The sequence below is a fragment of the Leifsonia sp. 563 genome, assembly GCF_040545055.1.
Classification (GTDB): domain Bacteria; phylum Actinomycetota; class Actinomycetes; order Actinomycetales; family Microbacteriaceae; genus Leifsonia.
In genome coordinates, this window is sequence record NZ_JBEPLE010000007.1 from 211,442 (window position 1) to 228,966 (window position 17,525).

Annotated in this window: 20 protein-coding genes; 13 read left to right on the plus strand and 7 right to left on the minus strand. The window is 70.7% G+C overall.

Annotated elements, in window-relative coordinates; all coding sequences use genetic code 11:
- Positions 1-24: 24 nt before the first annotated feature.
- The 8 genes from ABIC47_RS17705 to ABIC47_RS17740 all read left to right on the plus strand — a co-directional run bounded on the left by ABIC47_RS17705 (position 25) and on the right by ABIC47_RS17740 (position 6,715).
- Complete coding sequence (locus ABIC47_RS17705) at positions 25-738, plus strand: alpha/beta hydrolase (RefSeq protein ID WP_354482547.1); 714 nt, start codon at positions 25-27, stop codon at positions 736-738.
- An 18-nt stretch (positions 739-756) separates the two neighbouring features.
- Positions 757-1,722, plus strand: coding sequence for an alpha/beta hydrolase (locus ABIC47_RS17710; protein ID WP_354482550.1), 966 nt, complete (start codon positions 757-759; stop codon positions 1,720-1,722).
- A complete protein-coding gene (locus tag ABIC47_RS17715; protein ID WP_354482553.1) occupies positions 1,719-2,213 on the plus strand; it encodes a MaoC family dehydratase in 495 nt (164 codons plus the stop codon). Before ABIC47_RS17710 ends, ABIC47_RS17715 begins: the two co-directional genes overlap by 4 nt.
- Entirely contained in the window at positions 2,213-3,181 is a 969-nt protein-coding gene (locus ABIC47_RS17720) for a DUF5996 family protein (RefSeq protein WP_354482556.1), read from the plus strand. Before ABIC47_RS17715 ends, ABIC47_RS17720 begins: the two co-directional genes overlap by 1 nt.
- Positions 3,178-4,776, plus strand: a complete 1,599-nt coding sequence (locus ABIC47_RS17725; RefSeq protein WP_354482559.1) for an MFS transporter — start codon at positions 3,178-3,180, stop codon at positions 4,774-4,776. The genes ABIC47_RS17720 and ABIC47_RS17725 overlap by 4 nt, the downstream gene beginning before the upstream one ends.
- Positions 4,777-4,937: 161 nt before the next feature.
- Positions 4,938-5,747: an NmrA family NAD(P)-binding protein gene (locus tag ABIC47_RS17730; protein WP_354482562.1), complete on the plus strand. Its 810-nt coding sequence runs from the start codon at positions 4,938-4,940 to the stop codon at positions 5,745-5,747.
- Positions 5,748-5,776: 29 nt separating this feature from the next.
- Entirely contained in the window at positions 5,777-6,184 is a 408-nt protein-coding gene (locus ABIC47_RS17735) for an arsenate reductase ArsC (RefSeq protein WP_354482565.1), read from the plus strand.
- Between the two features lie 288 nt (positions 6,185-6,472).
- Positions 6,473-6,715, plus strand: a complete 243-nt coding sequence (locus ABIC47_RS17740; RefSeq protein WP_354482568.1) for a hypothetical protein — start codon at positions 6,473-6,475, stop codon at positions 6,713-6,715.
- A gap of 24 nt (positions 6,716-6,739) precedes the next feature.
- Here ABIC47_RS17740 and ABIC47_RS17745 read toward each other — a convergent pair whose 3' ends face one another.
- Positions 6,740-7,351, minus strand: coding sequence for a TetR/AcrR family transcriptional regulator (locus ABIC47_RS17745; protein WP_354482571.1), 612 nt, complete (start codon positions 7,349-7,351; stop codon positions 6,740-6,742).
- Positions 7,352-7,429: 78 nt separating this feature from the next.
- Here ABIC47_RS17745 and ABIC47_RS17750 point away from each other — a divergent pair, with 78 nt between their 5' ends.
- A complete protein-coding gene (locus ABIC47_RS17750) occupies positions 7,430-7,873 on the plus strand; it encodes an ester cyclase (protein WP_354482574.1) in 444 nt (147 codons plus the stop codon).
- A gap of 27 nt (positions 7,874-7,900) precedes the next feature.
- Here ABIC47_RS17750 and ABIC47_RS17755 read toward each other — a convergent pair whose 3' ends face one another.
- Positions 7,901-8,368: an SRPBCC family protein gene (locus ABIC47_RS17755; protein ID WP_089875814.1), complete on the minus strand. Its 468-nt coding sequence runs from the start codon at positions 8,366-8,368 to the stop codon at positions 7,901-7,903.
- Positions 8,369-8,444: 76 nt separating this feature from the next.
- Here ABIC47_RS17755 and ABIC47_RS17760 point away from each other — a divergent pair, with 76 nt between their 5' ends.
- Positions 8,445-9,251, plus strand: coding sequence for an SRPBCC domain-containing protein (locus ABIC47_RS17760; RefSeq protein WP_354482578.1), 807 nt, complete (start codon positions 8,445-8,447; stop codon positions 9,249-9,251).
- Position 9,252: 1 nt separating this feature from the next.
- Here ABIC47_RS17760 and ABIC47_RS17765 read toward each other — a convergent pair whose 3' ends face one another.
- From ABIC47_RS17765 to ABIC47_RS17775, 3 genes are read right to left on the minus strand one after another with little or no spacing between them, the layout of a single operon-like run.
- Positions 9,253-10,086 (minus strand): carbohydrate ABC transporter permease, encoded by an 834-nt coding sequence (locus tag ABIC47_RS17765; RefSeq protein ID WP_354482581.1) that lies wholly within the window; start codon positions 10,084-10,086, stop codon positions 9,253-9,255.
- Positions 10,079-11,020 carry a carbohydrate ABC transporter permease gene (locus ABIC47_RS17770; RefSeq protein ID WP_354482583.1) on the minus strand — a complete coding sequence of 314 codons (942 nt, stop codon included), beginning with the start codon at positions 11,018-11,020 and terminating at the stop codon, positions 10,079-10,081. Before ABIC47_RS17770 ends, ABIC47_RS17765 begins: the two co-directional genes overlap by 8 nt.
- Entirely contained in the window at positions 11,017-12,351 is a 1,335-nt protein-coding gene (locus tag ABIC47_RS17775; RefSeq protein WP_354482586.1) for an ABC transporter substrate-binding protein, read from the minus strand. Before ABIC47_RS17775 ends, ABIC47_RS17770 begins: the two co-directional genes overlap by 4 nt.
- A gap of 198 nt (positions 12,352-12,549) precedes the next feature.
- On the opposite strand from ABIC47_RS17775, the gene ABIC47_RS17780 reads away from it, so the two are divergent.
- From ABIC47_RS17780 to ABIC47_RS17790, 3 genes are read left to right on the plus strand one after another with little or no spacing between them, the layout of a single operon-like run.
- Entirely contained in the window at positions 12,550-13,971 is a 1,422-nt protein-coding gene (locus ABIC47_RS17780) for an LLM class flavin-dependent oxidoreductase (RefSeq protein WP_354482589.1), read from the plus strand.
- The gene (locus tag ABIC47_RS17785; RefSeq protein ID WP_354482592.1) at positions 13,968-15,176 is read left to right on the plus strand and encodes an acyl-CoA dehydrogenase family protein; all 1,209 of its coding nucleotides are present in this window, start codon (positions 13,968-13,970) and stop codon (positions 15,174-15,176) included. Before ABIC47_RS17780 ends, ABIC47_RS17785 begins: the two co-directional genes overlap by 4 nt.
- A gap of 10 nt (positions 15,177-15,186) precedes the next feature.
- Positions 15,187-16,413, plus strand: a complete 1,227-nt coding sequence (locus ABIC47_RS17790; RefSeq protein WP_354482595.1) for an acyl-CoA dehydrogenase family protein — start codon at positions 15,187-15,189, stop codon at positions 16,411-16,413.
- A gap of 16 nt (positions 16,414-16,429) precedes the next feature.
- Here the strand turns inward: ABIC47_RS17790 and ABIC47_RS17795 are convergent, their stop codons facing one another.
- Complete coding sequence (locus tag ABIC47_RS17795) at positions 16,430-16,807, minus strand: VOC family protein (RefSeq protein ID WP_354482598.1); 378 nt, start codon at positions 16,805-16,807, stop codon at positions 16,430-16,432.
- Between the two features lie 55 nt (positions 16,808-16,862).
- Entirely contained in the window at positions 16,863-17,423 is a 561-nt protein-coding gene (locus ABIC47_RS17800) for a dihydrofolate reductase family protein (protein WP_354482601.1), read from the minus strand.
- Positions 17,424-17,525: the final 102 nt, after the last annotated feature.

Sequence of the window (17,525 nt, forward strand, 5' to 3'; positions counted from 1 at the left end):
AACCCCAACGAAAGGATCGGCGTCATGGCCACACCCACCATCGTCCTCATCCACGGAGCCTTCGCCGACGCGGCGAGCTTCGCTCCTGTCACCCGCATCCTGCTCGACCAGGGCCACACGGTGCGCGTTCCCGCGGTCCCGAACCGCAGCCTCCTCGGCGACTCGGCGTACATCCGCTCGGTCGTCGAGCAGATCGACGGCCCTGTGCTCCTGGCGGGCCACTCCTACGGAGGTGCGGTGATCACCGTCGCCGGTGTGGCGGACAACGTCGTCGGTCTCGTCTACATCTCGGGATACGCACTCGACGAGGGCGAGAGCCTCGGGCAGCTGCAGGGCGGCTTCCCGGACTCCGATCTCGCCGCCAACCTGGTCTACACGCCGTTCCCCATCGAGGGCTCCGAGCCCGGGACCGACGTGTCGGTGAAGGTGGATGCGTTCCCGGACGTGTTCGCCGCCGGCATCGACCGCGAGGTCAGCGAGGTGCTCGCCGCGTCGCAGCGTCCGCTCGCCGCACTGGCGTTCAGCGAGACCGCCCCGGTCGCGGCCTGGAAGACGAAGCCGGGATGGGGCATCGTCTCGTCGGCCGACCACACCATCAACCCGGATGTCGAGCGCTTCGGCTACAAGCGGGCCGGGCTGCGCTCGGTGATCGAGATCGACGCGCCCCACCTGGTGATGCGCTCCCACCCCGCCGAGGTGGCGAAGGTCATCGCCGACGCCGCCGCCGAGCTGGCCTGAGCGACGGGAGCGACCAGCATGGCGACAGCCAACCCGCACGGCTACGCACTCGAGGCCGCCGCGCAGGCGTTCTGCGAGGCCACCGCGAACCCGCCCTTCCTCTACCAGCTCCCGCCGGAGGAGGGCAGGAAGGCGGTCGACCAGGTCCAGGACTCCGAGATCGCGAAGCCCGCCGTCGATGAGAAGTGGATCACCGTCGACGGCGGTCCGACCGGCTCCGTTCCTGTCCGGATCGTCCGGCCGCAAGGCGCATCCGGTCCCCTTCCGGTCGTGCTGTACACGCACGGCGCCGGCTGGGTGTTCGGCGACGCCCACACCCACGACCGCCTGGTCCGCGACCTCGCGGTCGGCACGGGGGCCGCGGTCGTGTTCCCGGAGTACACGCGCTCCCCCGACGTCCGCTACCCGGTCGCGAACGAGCAGTCGTACACCGTGGCGAAGTGGGTCGTCGAGCACGGTGCCGACGAAGAGCTCGACGGAACCCGCATGGCGATCGCCGGCGACTCCGTCGGCGGCAACATGGCCATCGCCCTCACGCTGATGGCGAAGGAGCGCGGCGACATCGCGTTCCGCGGCCAGGTGCTGTTCTATCCGGTGACGGATGCGGCGTTCGACGACGGCTCGTACCGGGAGTTCGCGGATGGCTACTGGCTCACCCGGGAGGCGATGCGCTGGTACTGGGACCAGTACACGACGAGCGCCGACGAGCGCGCGAGCATCACCGTCTCACCGCTGCGGGCGACCGAGCAAGAGCTCGCCGGGCTTCCGCCCGCTCTCGTCATCAACGCGGAGTGCGACGTGCTCCGCGACGAAGGCGAGGCGTACGCGGCCAAGCTCCGCCGGGCCGGTGTGACGGTCACGGGTGTGCGGTACGAGGGCATCATCCACGACTTCGTGATGGTCAACAGCATGCACGACACCCCGCAGGCGCGTGCGGCCGTCGCGCAGGCGGTCGCCTTCCTGAGCGATTGGCTCGCGCCATGAGCGGCGGGACGTTCGATCCGCTCGACTTCGCCATCGTCGAGCCGCGCACCTTCGAACAGCTGACCGTGGGCGAGGTGTTCCGGGCGCCGAGCCGCACGGTCACCGACGCGCACGCGTCGGCGTTCCAGGCCGTGTCGGCCGACAACCACCCGGTGCACTACGACGAGGTGTGGGCGAAGGCGCACGGCCACAGCGCTCCCGTCGTGCACGGCCTCCAGGTGCTCGCCTTCACCGCTCCGGGGGCGACCCTGTTCCCGCATATCATCGGAGAGGTATTCATCGCGTTCACCGGGCTCTCGGCGCGCTTCCTCCAGGAGGTCCACGCCGGGGACACCCTCTACTCGCAACTGGAGATCACCGCCTTGACACCGGATGGCCCCAACGGAATCGTCACCGCAGCGGTGACCGTGCACAATCAGCGGTCGGAGGTCGTCCTCTCCGGCGAGCACACCTACCTGTTGCGGCGGACTCCGCAGCCGGCGGAGGGATGATGGCGCCGGTCGCCGAGCCACGGGTGCAGCTCCCCGTCGACAGCTGGGTCGCCACGCGCGACACGCTCCACATGTGGACGCAGGTCGTCGGGAAGATCCGGATGGCGCTGACGCCGCCCATCAACCACTGGTGGCACGTCACGCTGTATCCGAGCGCCCGCGGGCTCGGCACCGGCCCCATCCCCCTCCCGTCGCGGATCCTCGACATCGAGTTCGACTTCGTCGACCACGAGCTCGTAGTGCGCACCAGCGACGGCGGGCTGCGCCGCTTCCCGCTGGCCGGGCTCTCGGTCGCCACGTTCTACGCCGCAACGCTGGAGGCGCTCGCCGACCTCGGCGTGACCGTCGACATCCACGCGGTCCCCAACGAGGTGGCGGTGGCCATCCCGTTCGCCGAGGACACCGAGCACTGCACGTACGAGCCGGAGCAGGCGCGGGCGTTCTGGCGGCAGTTGATCGACGCCCAGCGGATGCTGCTCGAATTCCGCTCGGGCTTCACCGGCAAGGTGAGCCCGGTGCACTACTTCTGGGGTGCGATGGATCTGGCGGTCACCCGGTTCTCGGGACGGACTGCACCGCCGCATCCCGGGGGCGCGCCGAATTGCCCGGACAGCGTCATGCTGGAGGGCTACTCCCGCGAGCTGAGCAGCGCCGGCTTCTGGCCGGGCGGAGGCACCGAGGGCGCTTTCTACTCGTACGCGTACCCTGCGCCGGACGGGTTCGAGCGGACGCCGATGCCCGAGGGGGCGTTCTACAGCGATGAGCTGGGCGAGTTCCTGCTGCCGTACGAGAACGTCCGGCGTGCGGAGGACCCGGAGGGGCTGGTCCGCGACTTCCTCGAGGCGACGTATCGGGCCGCCGCCGACCTCGGGCGGTGGCCGGTGCCCGGTGGTGAGGGAGCGCACGGCGAGGTAGCGCACGGCGAGGCGGCCGATGCCGACGCGGCGCATCCCGTGACCGCGCGATGACCGCGCCGGCGAGCAGGACGGCGCCGGCCGCATCCCTCTCCCCCTGGGCGCCCCTGGCGATCTCGGTGTTCCGCGTGCTGTGGTTCGCGCAGCTCGGCAGCAACATCGGGACGTGGATGCAGACCGTCGGCGCCCAGTGGTTCCTGGTCGAATCGCACGCGGACAGCGTGGTGATCGCGCTGGTGCAGACGGCGAGCCTGCTCCCGGCGGTGGTGTTCTCGCTCCCGGCGGGCGTGCTCGCCGACTCGTTCGACCGCCGCAAACTGCTGATCTGGGGGTCGGCGGCCAGTGCTGTCCTCGCCGTGGGGCTGACCGTGGTCGCCGCGGCCGGTGCCCTCACCGCTCCGACACTGCTCGGGTTCACGCTGCTGCTCGGGGTCGCATCCACGCTGACGTCGCCGGCCTGGCAGGCGATTCAGCCGGAGCTCGTCCCGCGCGAGCAGGTGGTCGCGGCCGCCGCGCTCGGTGGCGTGACCGTCAACGGCGCCCGGGCGATCGGGCCGGCGCTCGCAGGCGTCGTGCTGTCGCTCTTCGGGACGCCCGTGGTCTTCGGGATCAACGCCGTCAGCTTCCTCGGAGCCGTCGCCGCGCTGATGTGGTGGCGTCGCCCGCCGCAGCCCGGCCTCGACGACCGCGAGCGGTTCGGCCCGGCTCTGCGCGCGGGCATCCGGTACACACTGTCGGCGCACCTCGTGCGGCGCATCCTTCTCCGCTCGGTGCTGTTCGCCTTCCCGGCCAGCGCGCTCTGGGCCCTGCTGCCGCTCACGGCGACCCGCCTGGGGCTCGACTCGAGTGGATACGGCCTGCTGCTCGGCGCGCTGGGCGTCGGTGCCGTCGCGGGCGTGTTCCTGCTGCCCGTCGCCCGGAAGCGGTTCAGCGACAACGTCGTGATCTCCGCGAGCGCCTTCCTCTTCGCGTTGGGCACGGTCGCCGCCGCGTTCGCGCCGTTCATCGTCGCGCTCGTCGTGCTCGTCGTGGCCGGGCTCGCCTGGATCGGCACCCTCACCGTCCTCAACGCCGCCCTGCAGCTGACGCTCCCGCAGTGGGTGCGGTCGCGGGCGGTCGCCGTCTACATCCTGTTCTTCATGGGCGCGATGGCGATCGGGTCGTTCCTGTTCGGCGTGCTGGCCCAGGCCGCCGGCACGACGACCGCGCTCGTGATCTCGGCCGTCCTGCTGGTCGTCGTGGCGGTCAGCGTGCGTCCGCTCCCCCTGCTCCCCGGCACGGCGACCATCGACCGGACCATCGCGAACTCGTGGCCCGAGCCGATGCTCGTCTTCGAACCCGACCCGACCGACGGACCGGTGCTGATCGAGATGTCGTACCGCGTGAGCGACGCCGACCGCGCCGCGTTCGAGCGGGCCATCCGGCAGGTGGCCGACTCCCGCAGACGCACCGGCGGCTACCGCTGGCGGCTGTACCGCAGTGGCGACCACCCGGACACGATGCTGGAGACGTTCCTCGTCCCCTCCTGGGGCGAGTTCACCCGGCAACGGACGCAGCGCTTCACCGGACGCGACCGGGAGCTCTGGGAGGCGGCGCGCGCATTGAGCAGCACCGAGCCGGTGGAACGGCACTACTTCCACGCTCCGTGATGCGGTAGCCTCGGCGGCGGATGATTTCTCACAGCGTGATCCCCGCAGGCGCCTGACGGCAGCCTTCCCTCGCGTGCGCGCGACGACGGTCTCGTGACGGCCGGGAGTCCTCGACTCCCTCGCCCCGGAACCCTTTCTCGTCGACTCTTCAGGAGCACGCAATGACCCACATCCTCATCACCGGCGCGTCCGGTCGTCTCGGCGGCGCGGCCGTCCGATCCCTGCTCACCCTCCACCCCGCCGAGGAGGTGCATGCGCTCGTCCGGTCCGACGAGGCGGCCGACCGGCTGCGGCGGATCGGAGTGGATGCGCGACGCGCCGACTACGCCGATCCCGCGGGCCTCGCCACGGCCTTCCGCGGGATCGACCGCCTGCTGTTCGTGTCGAGTCCCGTGCTCGATCCGGACGAGCGACTCCGGCAGCACCGCGCGGTGCTCGCCGCTGCGGCATCGCTCGAGCACGTCGTCTACACCAGCGTCCACGGCGGCGACCATGACCCTGCGCATGCGGCGACGGAGGCGGCCCTGCGCGAACGCGGCGCGGCGACCGTCCTGCGCAACGGGTTCTACACGGAGCCGTTCGTCACGGCCGCGGTCGAACAGGCGGCGAGCGGATGGATAGGGTCGGCCACCGCATCCCGTCCGCTGGCCACCGCATCCATCGCCGACCTCGCAGAAGCCGCCGCCCGCGTGGTCGTCGATCCGCCCGGCGAGGAGCTGTGGGAGCTGCGCGGGCCGGCGTGGACCTACGAGGAGCTCGCCCGCATCCTGAGCGGTCTGCTTGGCCGGCCCGTCGCACACCGGGATGTGTCCGTGGCCGACGCGGGTCCGTTCGGGCCGTTGCACGCCGCGGCAGCCGCGGGTGTGCTCGCGCACGAGACGGACGATCTCCGTCGGCTGCTCGGACGCGCGCCGCGGGGGGTCGGGGCGGTCGCCGCGAGCGTGGTCGAAGACATCGACGGTCATCTATGATTCGGGTACCGAGAGAATGCGAGGCCGCCGTGTCCGACCGCCCCACCGTCCTGTTCGTCTGCGTGCACAATGCGGGACGCTCCCAGATGGCCGCCGGATACCTCCGCGAACTGTCCGGGGGTCGCGTCGAGGTGCTGTCCGCCGGCTCCGAACCCGCCGACCGGCTCAATCCCGCGGCCGTCTCCGTGATGGCCGAGGAGGGTATCGACATCGCCGGGAACACCCCGCAGACCCTGACGACGGACGCCGTGCGCGAGTCCGACGTGGTGATCACGATGGGATGCGGTGACACGTGCCCGATCTTCCCGGGCAAGCGTTACGAGGACTGGGACCTCACCGACCCCGCCGGCCTCCCGGTGGAGCAGGTGCGCCCGGTGCGCGACGACATCAAGCGGCGCGTCGAGGCCCTCATCGCGGAGCTGCTGCCCGCCGGCTGACCCAGGCCGTGCCGCTCGCGGCGCGGTCGGAAACGGAGGGGATGCCGGGCACGCTCGCCCACATCCCCTCCGTTTCCGGCGTTTCACGGGATCAGGCTGCCGAATCTCCTCCGTTTCCCGCACTCGAACCTTCGCTCGCGGCGCGGTCGGAAAGGGAGGGGATGCTGCGGCGACACCCCGCCGCCGTGCCGGAACGGAGGATGTCCGCCGGGCCGGGCCGCGGGATGTCCTCCGTTTTCAGCGCGTGGGCGGAGGCTAGGCTCGACCCGACAGAGGGATGAGGGGACGATGACGCAGTATTGCGCGGTGTTCGACGCCGAGGTGACGTTCTCGAACGAGGGCGGATTGCAGGCGCAGGCGTTCCGCGTCGACATTCCCGGACCCGAGGTGACCCCTGAGGAGATCGGGCGGTTGTTCGTCACGTCGCTCGACCTTCTGATGACCGAGAGCGTCACCGTGCACGACGTCCGGATCATCGAGGAAGCCCACAAGGGCACGCGAGGCGGTCCGAGCGACCCGCGCAACCACTGACCGCGCGGGCGACCCGCAGGCCGGCTACCGCATCCCGAGCAGCTGGCCTTCCAGCGTGGCCGCCAGCCACTGCTCGAAGTGCTCCGGCGTCCATCCGGCGTTGACGACCAGCTCGAGGTAGACGCCGCTCGCGGCGAACGCGCGGTACACCGCCTGGGCCTCGGCCAGAGGGACGACCAGCGCGTCCTCCACGGAGGCGATCAGGCTGTCCATCACGCGGTTGCGCGCGCGGAGCTTCGAGCGCAGCAGGGCCTGCGTCTCCGCATCCTCGTCCAGAGCGGAATCGAGGATGCGCACGACGTCGAAATCGGTCGAGTACAGCAGCGTCAGCCAGCGGGCCGCTCCCGCCATCCGCTCCCCCGGCTCCGGCAGTTCGAGGATCTCGCGGGCGAGCTCGCGGGCGCGCGCCCGCTCCAGCCAGCGCTCGCAGATCACGTTGAGGATCTCGCGCTTGGCCCCGTAGGCGGCGTAGACGGTCCGGGTGCCGACGCCGGCCTCCCGGGCGATCGCCTCGATGCTGGTCACCGCATACCCGTCGCGTGCGAACAATGCCTGAGCGGCGGTCGCGATGCGGAGGCGCGTCTGCAGCGCCTGCTCCTGCCGGTAGGAGGATGCGGTCTTGACGTCGGCGTTCACGAGATCGATACTAATGGTGCAGTCAATGCAGTGCCACTGCACTGACCGCAGTCAAAGTGCAGACAAAGGAGTTCTCCCATGGTCACCACAGACACAGAACCGGCCGCGGTCGTCCTCCTGGAGCGGATGCTCCACGAGGGATTCGCCGGAGGCCGCACCGACATCGTCGACGAGCTCTGCTCCCCCGACCTCGTCGAACACCAGCTCGGGCTCTCCGGGACCGGCGCCGACGCCATCGCCAAGGTCAAGAAGGGCATGGCCGACGTGCACACCGCCTTCCCGGACCTCCGATTCACCATCGGGGACTGGGCCCAACGTGACGACATCGTCTGGGTGCGCGCCGAGGGTTCCGGAACCAACACGGGGCCCTTCCTCGGGGCGCCGACCGGGCGGGCGGTGCACTTCACCGTCATCGATGTGGCGCGGGTCGCCGAGGGGCGGATCGTCGAGCACTGGGGCGTGCCCGACCGCTTCGCGATCCTGCTCCAGCTCGGCCGTATCGAGGTTCCTCAGCCGCAGTGAACGGCGCCACGGCCTTCGCCTGGCGACCTACTCCCCTGTGTCAACCAGGCGTGCAAGGTTGTCCAGCTCGTTCGCCCGGCCGGCCAGGAGCCGCTCGGTCCACACCTCGTCGTGCAGCGGCTCGACCCTCATGATCACACGCGTCCCACCGTCGACCGGCCCGAGCTCGATCTCGGTCAGCTGCTCGTAGGGCTCGTGGCCGGGCACGAAGTCGATCAGGGAGCGGTACCCGAGCCGTGTCGGCCGCTCGACCGTCGTAAAGGTCTTGCGAGATTCCGTACTCAGCGGCATCCCGTTCTGCTCCATGAACGCCACCTGCTCGGGCGCCGTCGCCGTCATCGTGTAGACGAGCTCACCTCCGGGCCGCAGGTCGAGTGCGGACACGTCGGTGCGGAACCCGTCCGGCGCCCACCAGCGCCCGATGCCCTGCGGGGTGGTCCACAATTCCCAGACCGTCTCGGCCGGGGCTGCGATGGTACGTTCGATCGTTTCCATGATTTGCTCCTTCGTTTGATCGCACGATATATTCGTTGCGACGAATGTGTCAAGCATCGATCGATCGGAGGATCGAATGGCGGTCGAGAGCGACCGGGTGCACGCGATCCTCGCGGTACTCGCAGAACCGACGCGGTTCCGGATCATCGAGACGCTGGCCATCCGCCCGCACACGGTCGGCGAGGTCGCCGCCGTCCTCGGGGCCTTGCAGCCTCAGACGACCAAGCACCTCCAGGCACTCGAGGCTGCCGGCGTGGTGCGTATCCACCGGCTGGGCCGGCGCAAACTCGCCTCCCTGAACCGAGCGGTCCTCGACGAGGTCGCCGACTGGCTCGGCGGTCTGTCGACGGCGACTCCGGACGACGTCGCCCTCGCGCGATACGCAGACGCGGTAGCGGCAACCGAGGCGCGGATCTCCGACGAGCCGGGCGGTCACGCGACCGTCCTGCGCTTCCGTCGCACCATCCCCGCTCCTCCGGCACAGGTGTGGGAGGGCTGGACCGACCCCCGCCTCCTCGCGCAGTGGTGGGCTCCCCCGCATTTCGAAGTGGAGCGCAGCCAGTTGGATGCGACTCCCGCCGGTCGCGTCGAGCTCCGCCTGCGTGAGGCGGACGGCGCGCGTTACGCCTCGGCCGGCACGGTCAGCGCCGCAGAGCCGGGCCGCCGCCTGGAGTTCACGCTCGCGCCCCTCGGGCCCGACGGCGAGCCGCTGTTCGACGCCGTGCACGAGCTGACCCTGTCGGGCCGGACGCGTTGCCGCTTGGAGCTCACGATCCGGGTCGCAGACGCGGATGCTGCAACCGCACCCATGATCGCCGGCCTCGAACCGGGGTGGACGCAGCTGCTGGACGCCCTGGCGGAGGTCGTCGCACGCTCGGCGTGACTCAGCGCGTCGACCCCGCCGTCAGCCCCGACACCAGCTTGCGCTGGAAGAACGCGGCCGCGGCGAATACCGGGATGAGCCCGATCACCGATGCCGCCGCCAGCTTGCCGTAGTCGGTGATCCGCTCCCCCAGCATCAGCGTCAGCACGACCGGGAGGGTCTGCGCATCCGGCGACTGGGTGAGGAAGGCGGCGAGAAGGAACTCGTTGTAGTTGAGCACCGCGACGATGATGCCGACCGCGACGAGCGCCGGGGCGAGCAGCGGGGTGACGATGCTGACCAGCACGCGGAAGCCTCCCGCGCCGTCCAGCTGGGCGGCCTCGTCCAGCTCGGCGGGGATGCGGCGGGTGAAGCCTTCGAGCAGCCAGACGGCGACCGCGACGTTCGAGAGGGCGTAGACCAGGGTCAGTCCGGGGAGCGTGTTGTTGAGCGACAGCGACCGGAGCAGCGTGAACAGCGGGATGACCGCGACGATCGGCGGCAGCAGCCACGGGCTCAGCACGGTCGCCGCCAGCGTGCGCCCTCCCGCACGGTACCGGGTGATCGCCCAGGCCGCAGGCACGGCGATGACGAGCGTCAGCGCAGCACCGGCCAGGGCGGCGACGAGGGAGTTGAACACGCCTTGCAGCAGGCCGCCGGAGAGGGCGTTCACCCAGTTCTGCGGCTGCGGGTGTGCGGGGACGAGGAGGCCGGCGCCGACGTCAGCGCGCGACATCAGCGACACCGACACGAGGTACGCGATCGGGATCAGCGTGCCGGCGAGCACCAGCGCGAGCACGACGACCGCGGCGATGGGCCGACGGTCGCGGGATCCGGCGAGCAGGCGGTCAGTCACGGTGGAGCCTCCTGGCGATGAGGATGACGGGCAGTGTCACGACGGTCACCACGACGGCGAGCAGCAGTGTGATGGCCGACGACCGGCCGAGGTCGAACTGCTGCAGTGCTGCCTGGTAGATCAGGTACGCGGGCATGCTCGTGGACGTGCCGGGCCCTCCCGAGGTCAGCACGAAGACGAGGTCGAACACCTTGAAGGCGAGCACCAGCCGGATGAGGAAGGCCGCCGCAATCGTGCCTGCGATCGCGGGTAGCGTGATGCTGCGGAAGAAGCGGAAGCCGTGCGCGCCGTCGAGCGCCGCGGCCTCGGCGACCTCACGGTCCTGTCCGAGGAGTGCTGCGAACACGAGGAGCGCGATCAGCGGCGTCCACTCCCACACGTCGGCGACACCGATCCCGACGAGCGCCCAGCCCGGCGACGACAGCACGGCGACGGGCGGGCCGTGGTACCCGACCAGGCTCAGCAGCGTGTTCAGCAGCCCGCCCGACGGGTTGAAGATCAGCTTCCAGAGCACACCGACGATCACCGGCGGAGTGATCAGCGGCAGCAGCAGGAGGGTGCGGCTGAGCGAGCCGCGAGAGGTCGCGCTGCGCAGCGCCAGCGCGGTGACGACGCCGAGCACGGTGCTCGCCGCCGACACCACCAGGGCGTAGACCACGTTGCGTGCGAGCGAGGCGGTCACATCCCCGTCGGTGAGGGCGTCGGTGAGGTTGGCCGTGCCGACCCACGTCTGCAGCGGCCGGCCGAGCGACGACTCCGACAGCGCGGTCAGCACGATGAAGACGAGCGGGTACGCGCCGAGCACGAGCGTCGCGAGCACGGTCGGCGCGACCATGGCACGGCGCACGCCGGCGCCGCCCGCCCGGGCTCGCCGCGCGGGTGTGCGCGCGGCGGCCCGGGGGGCGGCGTCGGTGACGAGGGTGGCCTCCGTCACTTGAGGATGCTCTCCCACTTCTTCTGGATGTCGTCCATCGTCTGCTTGGCGCTCCCGCCCTGGCCGGCGAGCAGCTTGGCGAGGCCGTCCGTCAGCACCTGGGCGAGCTCCGTCGCGTGCTTCCCGGTGGGCCAGGCGAGCGATCCGGTCAGGGTGGCCTTGTTGACGTTCTGAATCGTCGGGAAGTCCTTGCCGTAGGTCGCGTCGTTCAGCGAGCTCTTCCGGTTCGGGTCGATCCCGGTGGGCGGCGACGCGACGAGCAGCTGGGCGTTGACCTTCGACGAGGTCGCGAACTGGATGAACGCCTTGGCCAGGTCGGTCTTCTTGGTGTTGGCGGTGATCACCCAGGTGAAGCCGGCGACCAGCGATGCGCGGGAGGTCGTGTTGGATCCACCGGTCGGCAGCGTCACGACGCCCCACTTGCCGGCGACCTTCGAGTCGCTGGATGCGTCCTCCGAGCGGACGCCGAGGTCGGTCCAGTTCTCGATGAACCCGACCTTGCCGGCGAACCAGGCGCTGTTCCCCGCGCCGAAGTCCGTCTCGGCCGGCGTGGGCAGCGCGTACTTGTTCACATCCACGAGGGCCTGCGCCGCCTGCACGGCCGCCTCGGAGTCGAGCGCGGGCTTGCCCTTCTCGTCGAGGAACTCGCCGCCGAAGCCGGCGAGGCGGTTGGCGTAGCTGGCGCCGAGGATGAGCGGCGACTTCTGGCCGAAGACCGCGGCGCCGTACACGCCCTGCGCCGACTCGTTCGCGGTGATGGTCTTCACGTCCTGCAGGTACTCGTCCCAGGTCTTCGGCGGCGCCTGGATGCCGTTCCTCGCAAGGATCTCCTTGTTGTAGAACAGCACGTGCGTGTCGCCGTCGAACGGCAGGCCGTAGCGTTTGTCGCCGACCTTGCTGTACGCGTCGTAGATCGACGGGATGAAGTCGGACGCGTCGAGCGCTTTGTCGTCCTTGATCCAGGAGGAGAGGTCCTGGATGGCGCCGTCGGCGGCGAGATCGCCGAGCGAGACGTACCAGGGCGCCGCCGCATCGATCGTGTTCGCACCGGACTGCTGGTCGAGCGCGATCTTGGAGCCGATCTCGTCGTAGGGAACGATGACGGTCTTGACGGTGGCGCCGGTCTCCTTCTTGAACTCGGCGGCGAGCCACTTGGCGGCGCCTTCGTGCGACGAGATCATCTCGACGGTCAGGGTCTGACCGGCGAACTTCTTGCCGTCGGAGGCGGTGGATGCGCTGGAGCCGTTCGAGGCGCCGGCGCAGCCCGCGAGCACGAGTGCGGTGGCGGCGAGGGCGGCGACCGCAGCGGCGGAACGTCGTCGGGATGTCATGGGTGCTCCTCGGGAAGGGATCGGAGGTGGGTGCCGGGCGCTGAAGGCCGGACGCACGGAAAGCCGGATGGTGAGTGCCGTCACGGTAGGGACTTCCCCGGCTCTGCCGCAAGCGAGTGTGACGCTGTGCTACACCGACGCAATCTGGCGTCACATGCGCTGGCCCGCGGGCGCGAGAGCCGCTAGCGTTCCGCACCTATGGCCGACCGAATCATCCTCAACGCGTTCGATATGAGCTGCGTCACCCACCAGGCACCCGGACTCTGGCGTCATCCCGACAACCAGGCGCACCGCTACACCGACCTCGACTACTGGACCTCTCTGGCCCGGACGCTCGAGCGCGGCGGGTTCGACGCCCTCTTCCTCGCCGACGTGCTCGGGGTGTACGACGTCTACCGCGACTCCGCCGCCCCGGCGCTGCTCGATGCTGCCCAGATCCCGCTGGGCGACCCGGTCGTGCAGATCAGCGCGATGGCGGCGGTGACCGAGCGTCTCGGCTTCGGAGTGACCGTCGCGGCCACGTACGAGCAGCCCTACCTGCTCGCGCGCCGGTTCTCGACGCTCGACCACCTGACCAAGGGCCGGATCGGCTGGAACGTCGTCACCTCGTACCTCGACTCGGCCGCGCGCAACCTGGGGCTGCGCAAGCAGATCGCCCACGACGACCGGTACGGGATCGCCGAGGAGTTCCTCGACGTCACGTACAAGCTGTGGGAGGGGTCGTGGGAGGACGGCGCGGTCCTGCGCGACCGCGAGACCGGCGTCTTCACGGACCCGGCACTCGTGCACCCGATCGAGCACGACGGCGAGCACTACCGGGTGCCCGGCATCCACCTGAGCGAGCCGAGCCCGCAGCGTACGCCGGTCGTCTTCCAGGCCGGCGCGTCCCCGAAGGGCCGGGAGTTCGCGGCGAAGCACGGCGAGGCCATCTTCATCAACGGCCTCACGCCCGAGCTCACGCGCAAGGCGACGGACGACATCCGCGCCCGTGCCGCCGCGATCGGCCGACCGGCCGAGACGGTCAAAATCCTGACCCTGGCGACGGTGATCGTCGCGCCGACCGACGAGGAGGCGCAGGCCAAGCTCGACGAGTACCGCACCTACGTCTCGACCGAGGGGGCGTTCGCACTCTACGGCGGCTGGTCCGGGCTCGACCTGTCGCAGCTGCCGCTCGACGAGCCCCTGCAGTACATCGACACCGACGCCGCACGGTCGGCCCTGTCGATCTTCACCACGGCCGACCCGAACCGCCAGTGGACGGCCCGGGACATCGCCGAGTACGTCGGCATCGGCGGGATCGGCCCGGTGATCGTCGGAAGTCCGACCACCGTCGCCGACGAGCTGGAGCGCTGGATCGAGGTGGGCGGCATCGACGGATTCAACCTCGCGTACGTGGTCACCCCGGGGAGCTTCGAGGAGTTCGTCGAGCTGGTGGTGCCCGAACTGCGCGCCCGCGGCCGCCTCGACCAGCAGCCCGGGACGACCCTGCGGGGACGTCTGAACGGCACAGGCGACGCCGTCGTGCCTGCCTGGCACCCCGCGCACGCCTACCGCGGTGCGTACCGCGGACGCCCGAGCGCCGCGGACCGCCGCGAGCCCGTGACCGAAGGAGCAGCATGACCCGCAGCTATTGGACCGGACAGGCCGACGCCGCCGAGCTCGCGCACTGGGAGGCCGTCGCCACCGAGGCCGCCGACCGGCTGGCCGTCGACGCCCTGGAACGTGACCGGGCGAACCAGGATCCGACCGCCGAGCTGGAGCTGCTGCGCGACGCCGGCCTCGTCAACCTGCTCGACCCTGCGGAGTTCGGCGGAGGCGGTGCGCACTGGGAGACGGCCTTCCGGGTGATCCGCATCCTGTCGCGTGCCGACGCCTCGGTCGCGCAGGTGCTCGCCTATCACTACATCAACTCCGGGAACATCGGCTTCGCCGTCGCCCCGGAGCGCCAGCCGGACCTGTACCGCCGCACGATCGACGGTCGCTGGGTCTGGGGCGACTCGGTCAACCCGGTCGATCCGGACCTCACGCTCACCGACCTGGGCGACGGACGCTACCGCCTCGACGGCACCAAGCGGTTCTCGACCGGCGCCTCCGCCGGCGACATCGTGCTGGCGGCCGCGACCGTCGCGGGCGGCGCGCGGGCCGGGACCCCGGTGTTCGTGCTCCTCGACCACGACCGCGCGGGCATCCGCTATCACGGCGACTGGGATGCGCTCGGCCAGCGGCTGTCGGCGAGCGGCTCCGTCACCTTCGACGGCGTCGCCGTGGACGAGTCCGACATCCTGGGCGAACTGAGCGACGAGCCGTTCTCGACGCTGATCACCCCCGGCATCCAGCTCGCCTTCGGCAACCTGTACCTCGGCATCGCCGAGGGCGCGCTCGCCAAGGCGCGCGAGCTCACCCTCGCCCGCACGAACTCGTGGTTCCTCTCCGGCGTCGACCGGTATGCCGAGGACCCCTTCGTGCTGCGCGTCTTCGGCGAGCTGCTGTCACGGGTCGAGGCCGTCGAGGCTCTCGCCGACGCGGTCGGCCGCGAGTTCGACGCCGTCGTCGACAAGGGCGAGGACGTCACCGCGGAGGACCGCGGCCGGCTCGCACAGCGGATCGCCCGGCTGAAGGTCGTCTCCACCGAGGTGTCGATCGAAGTGACCACGCGCGTGTTCGAAGTCACCGGGTCCAGCTCGGCTCGCGCCTCCGTCGGGCTCGACCTGTGGTGGCGCAATGTGCGCACGCACACCCTCCACGACCCGGTCGACTACAAGAAGCTCGAGGTCGGCGCGTACTACGTCAACGGCGACCTGCAGCCCATCTCCCTGTACACCTGATCGGAGCGACATGACCGACACGACGACCGCCGCCCGTCCTTCCGCGCCCGCGAGCGCAGCCGAAGCGCTCGAACGGCTGGAGCCGATCCTGGAGCGTCTCCGGAGCTCGGCGTCACGCCGGGAGCGCGCGCACGAGCTGCCGACCGGCGTGGTGCGCGAACTCGCCGATGCGGGGCTCGGTGCTCTGCGCGTCCCGCGGGACAACGGCGGCGCCGGCCTGAGCTTCGTCCAACTGGGCGAGGTGCTGGTGGAGCTGGCGGCTGCCGACTCCAACCTCCCGCAGATCTTCCGCGGTCACTTCGCCTTCGTGGAGGACCGGCTCACCGCTCCCGCCTCCGCCGAACGCGACGCCTGGCTGGAGCGCTTCGCGGCGGGCGAGATCGTCGGCAACGCCTGGAGCGAGACCGGGTCGGTGGGCCTCGGGGACTCCGGGACGCGCATCCGTCGCACGCCGGACGGCCCACGCGTCGACGGCCGCAAGTTCTACACGACCGGCAGCCTCTACGCGGACTGGATCGACGCGACCGCGAAGGACGCGGACGGCACCGACGCGACCGTCCTCCTGCGTGTCGACCAGCCGGGAGTGTCGGTGCGCGACGACTGGGACGGCTTCGGCCAGCAGCTGACCGGCACCGGCACCGCGGTCTTCGACGACGCAGCGGCATCTCCGGCCGACGTCTTCCGGTTCTCCGATCGCTTCCGGTACCAGACCGCCCTCTACCAGTGGGTGCTCGTCAGCGTGCTGGCGGGCATTGCACAGGCGACCGAACGGGAGGCGGGTGAGGCGCTGCGCGCACGCACGCGGGTGTACAGCCACGGCCTCGCTCCGCTGGCGAAGGACGACGGACAGCTGCAGGCCGTGATCGGTGAGATCTCGGCGGTCGCGTTCACCGCGCGGGCGCTCGTCCGCTCGGTGGGCGAAGCCCTCGATGCGGCCGCCGCCACCGCGTCGCGCCGCGGCACCGCGGAGGACGACGAGGCCAACGTCCGGGCGGAGATCGCCTCGGCGCAGGCACAGATCGTGCTCAGCCAGTCGGTGCCCCTCGCCGCGACCCGGCTGTTCGACACGCTGGGCGCCTCCGCGGTGAGCCGGGCGGCCGGACTCGACCGGCACTGGCGGAACGCGCGCACGGTCGCCTCCCACAACCCCTGGGTCTACAAGGCGCGCATCGTCGGCGACTGGAGCGTCAACGGCACGGTACCGCCGTATATTTGGCAGATCGGCACCGCGAGCTGACTCGCGACGGGCTCGTTCAGGCGCCGGATTCGTCCATTTCTTCTGCGGCCGGCGCCTCCCACAGCTCGATGGGCAGCCCCTCCGGGTCGTGAAGCCGGGCGAACCGGCCGTAGTCGCCATCCCACTCGGCCCTCCGCTCGACCGCGATCCCGGCCGACTCCAGCGAGGCGACCAGCTCATCCAGTCCGCTGACCCGCAGGTTCAGCATGAACGGCTGGTCGGCCGCGAAGTAGTCGGAGTCGGCCGGGAACGGCGCGAACACGGTCATGCCGCCCTGCTGCTCCCACACGCTGTCCGAGCCCGCCGCGATCCCGAGATGCTCGCGGTACCAGGCCGCGCGCGCCTCCGGATCACGGCTCCGGATGAACAGTCCGCCGATGCCCTGAACGCCCACTGCGACCTCCTCGCTTCGCCGCTCAGGCTAGCAACCGACGGTCGCTTCGGGGCGATCACCCGCGTGTATCGAGCACCGATAGGACGGCCGGGCCGACCTGCTCGGCCGACACGAGCCGCAGTTCGGTCGGGCTGGCGGCGTCGAACAGCCGTCTGCCCGCCCCGACCGCCGTCGGGAACGTCAGCAACCGGTACTCGTCGATAGCGTCCCTCCCGGCCAGTTCGGCGACGACCGATCCGCTGCCGATGACGACCACATCCCGCTGCTCTAGCGTTCGTGCGAGCCAGCCGTCCAAGCCGCCGTCCACCGCGGCCGAACCGGACCACGCGTCCAGCGCCGCCGGCGTGCTCGCCAGCACGGCTTTGCTCGCCCGGTTCATCGCCCGCGAGAACGGGTCGTCGCGGTTCGGCCAGAGGGTGCTGAAGTGCTGCCAGGTGCGGCGGCCGAACAGCAGCGTCCCGGTCTCGAGGATGCTGCCCAGCCGGAACTTGTCCCCCGCGACCCCCTGTGGCCCGAACCGCATCGCCCAGCCGCCGAACGGCGTGCCGTCGCTGCCGTCCGGATCCTCCACCACGCCGTCCAGCGTGATGAACTGCACCACGATCACTCGTCCCATTCGCTCGTCTCCTTCTGTTGGCGTTCTCGTTGCGTTCACACGTGCATACGAACGAGCGCTCCCGGACTCATCTCCGCCCTCTCCGCCCACCGTCGAGTCCGC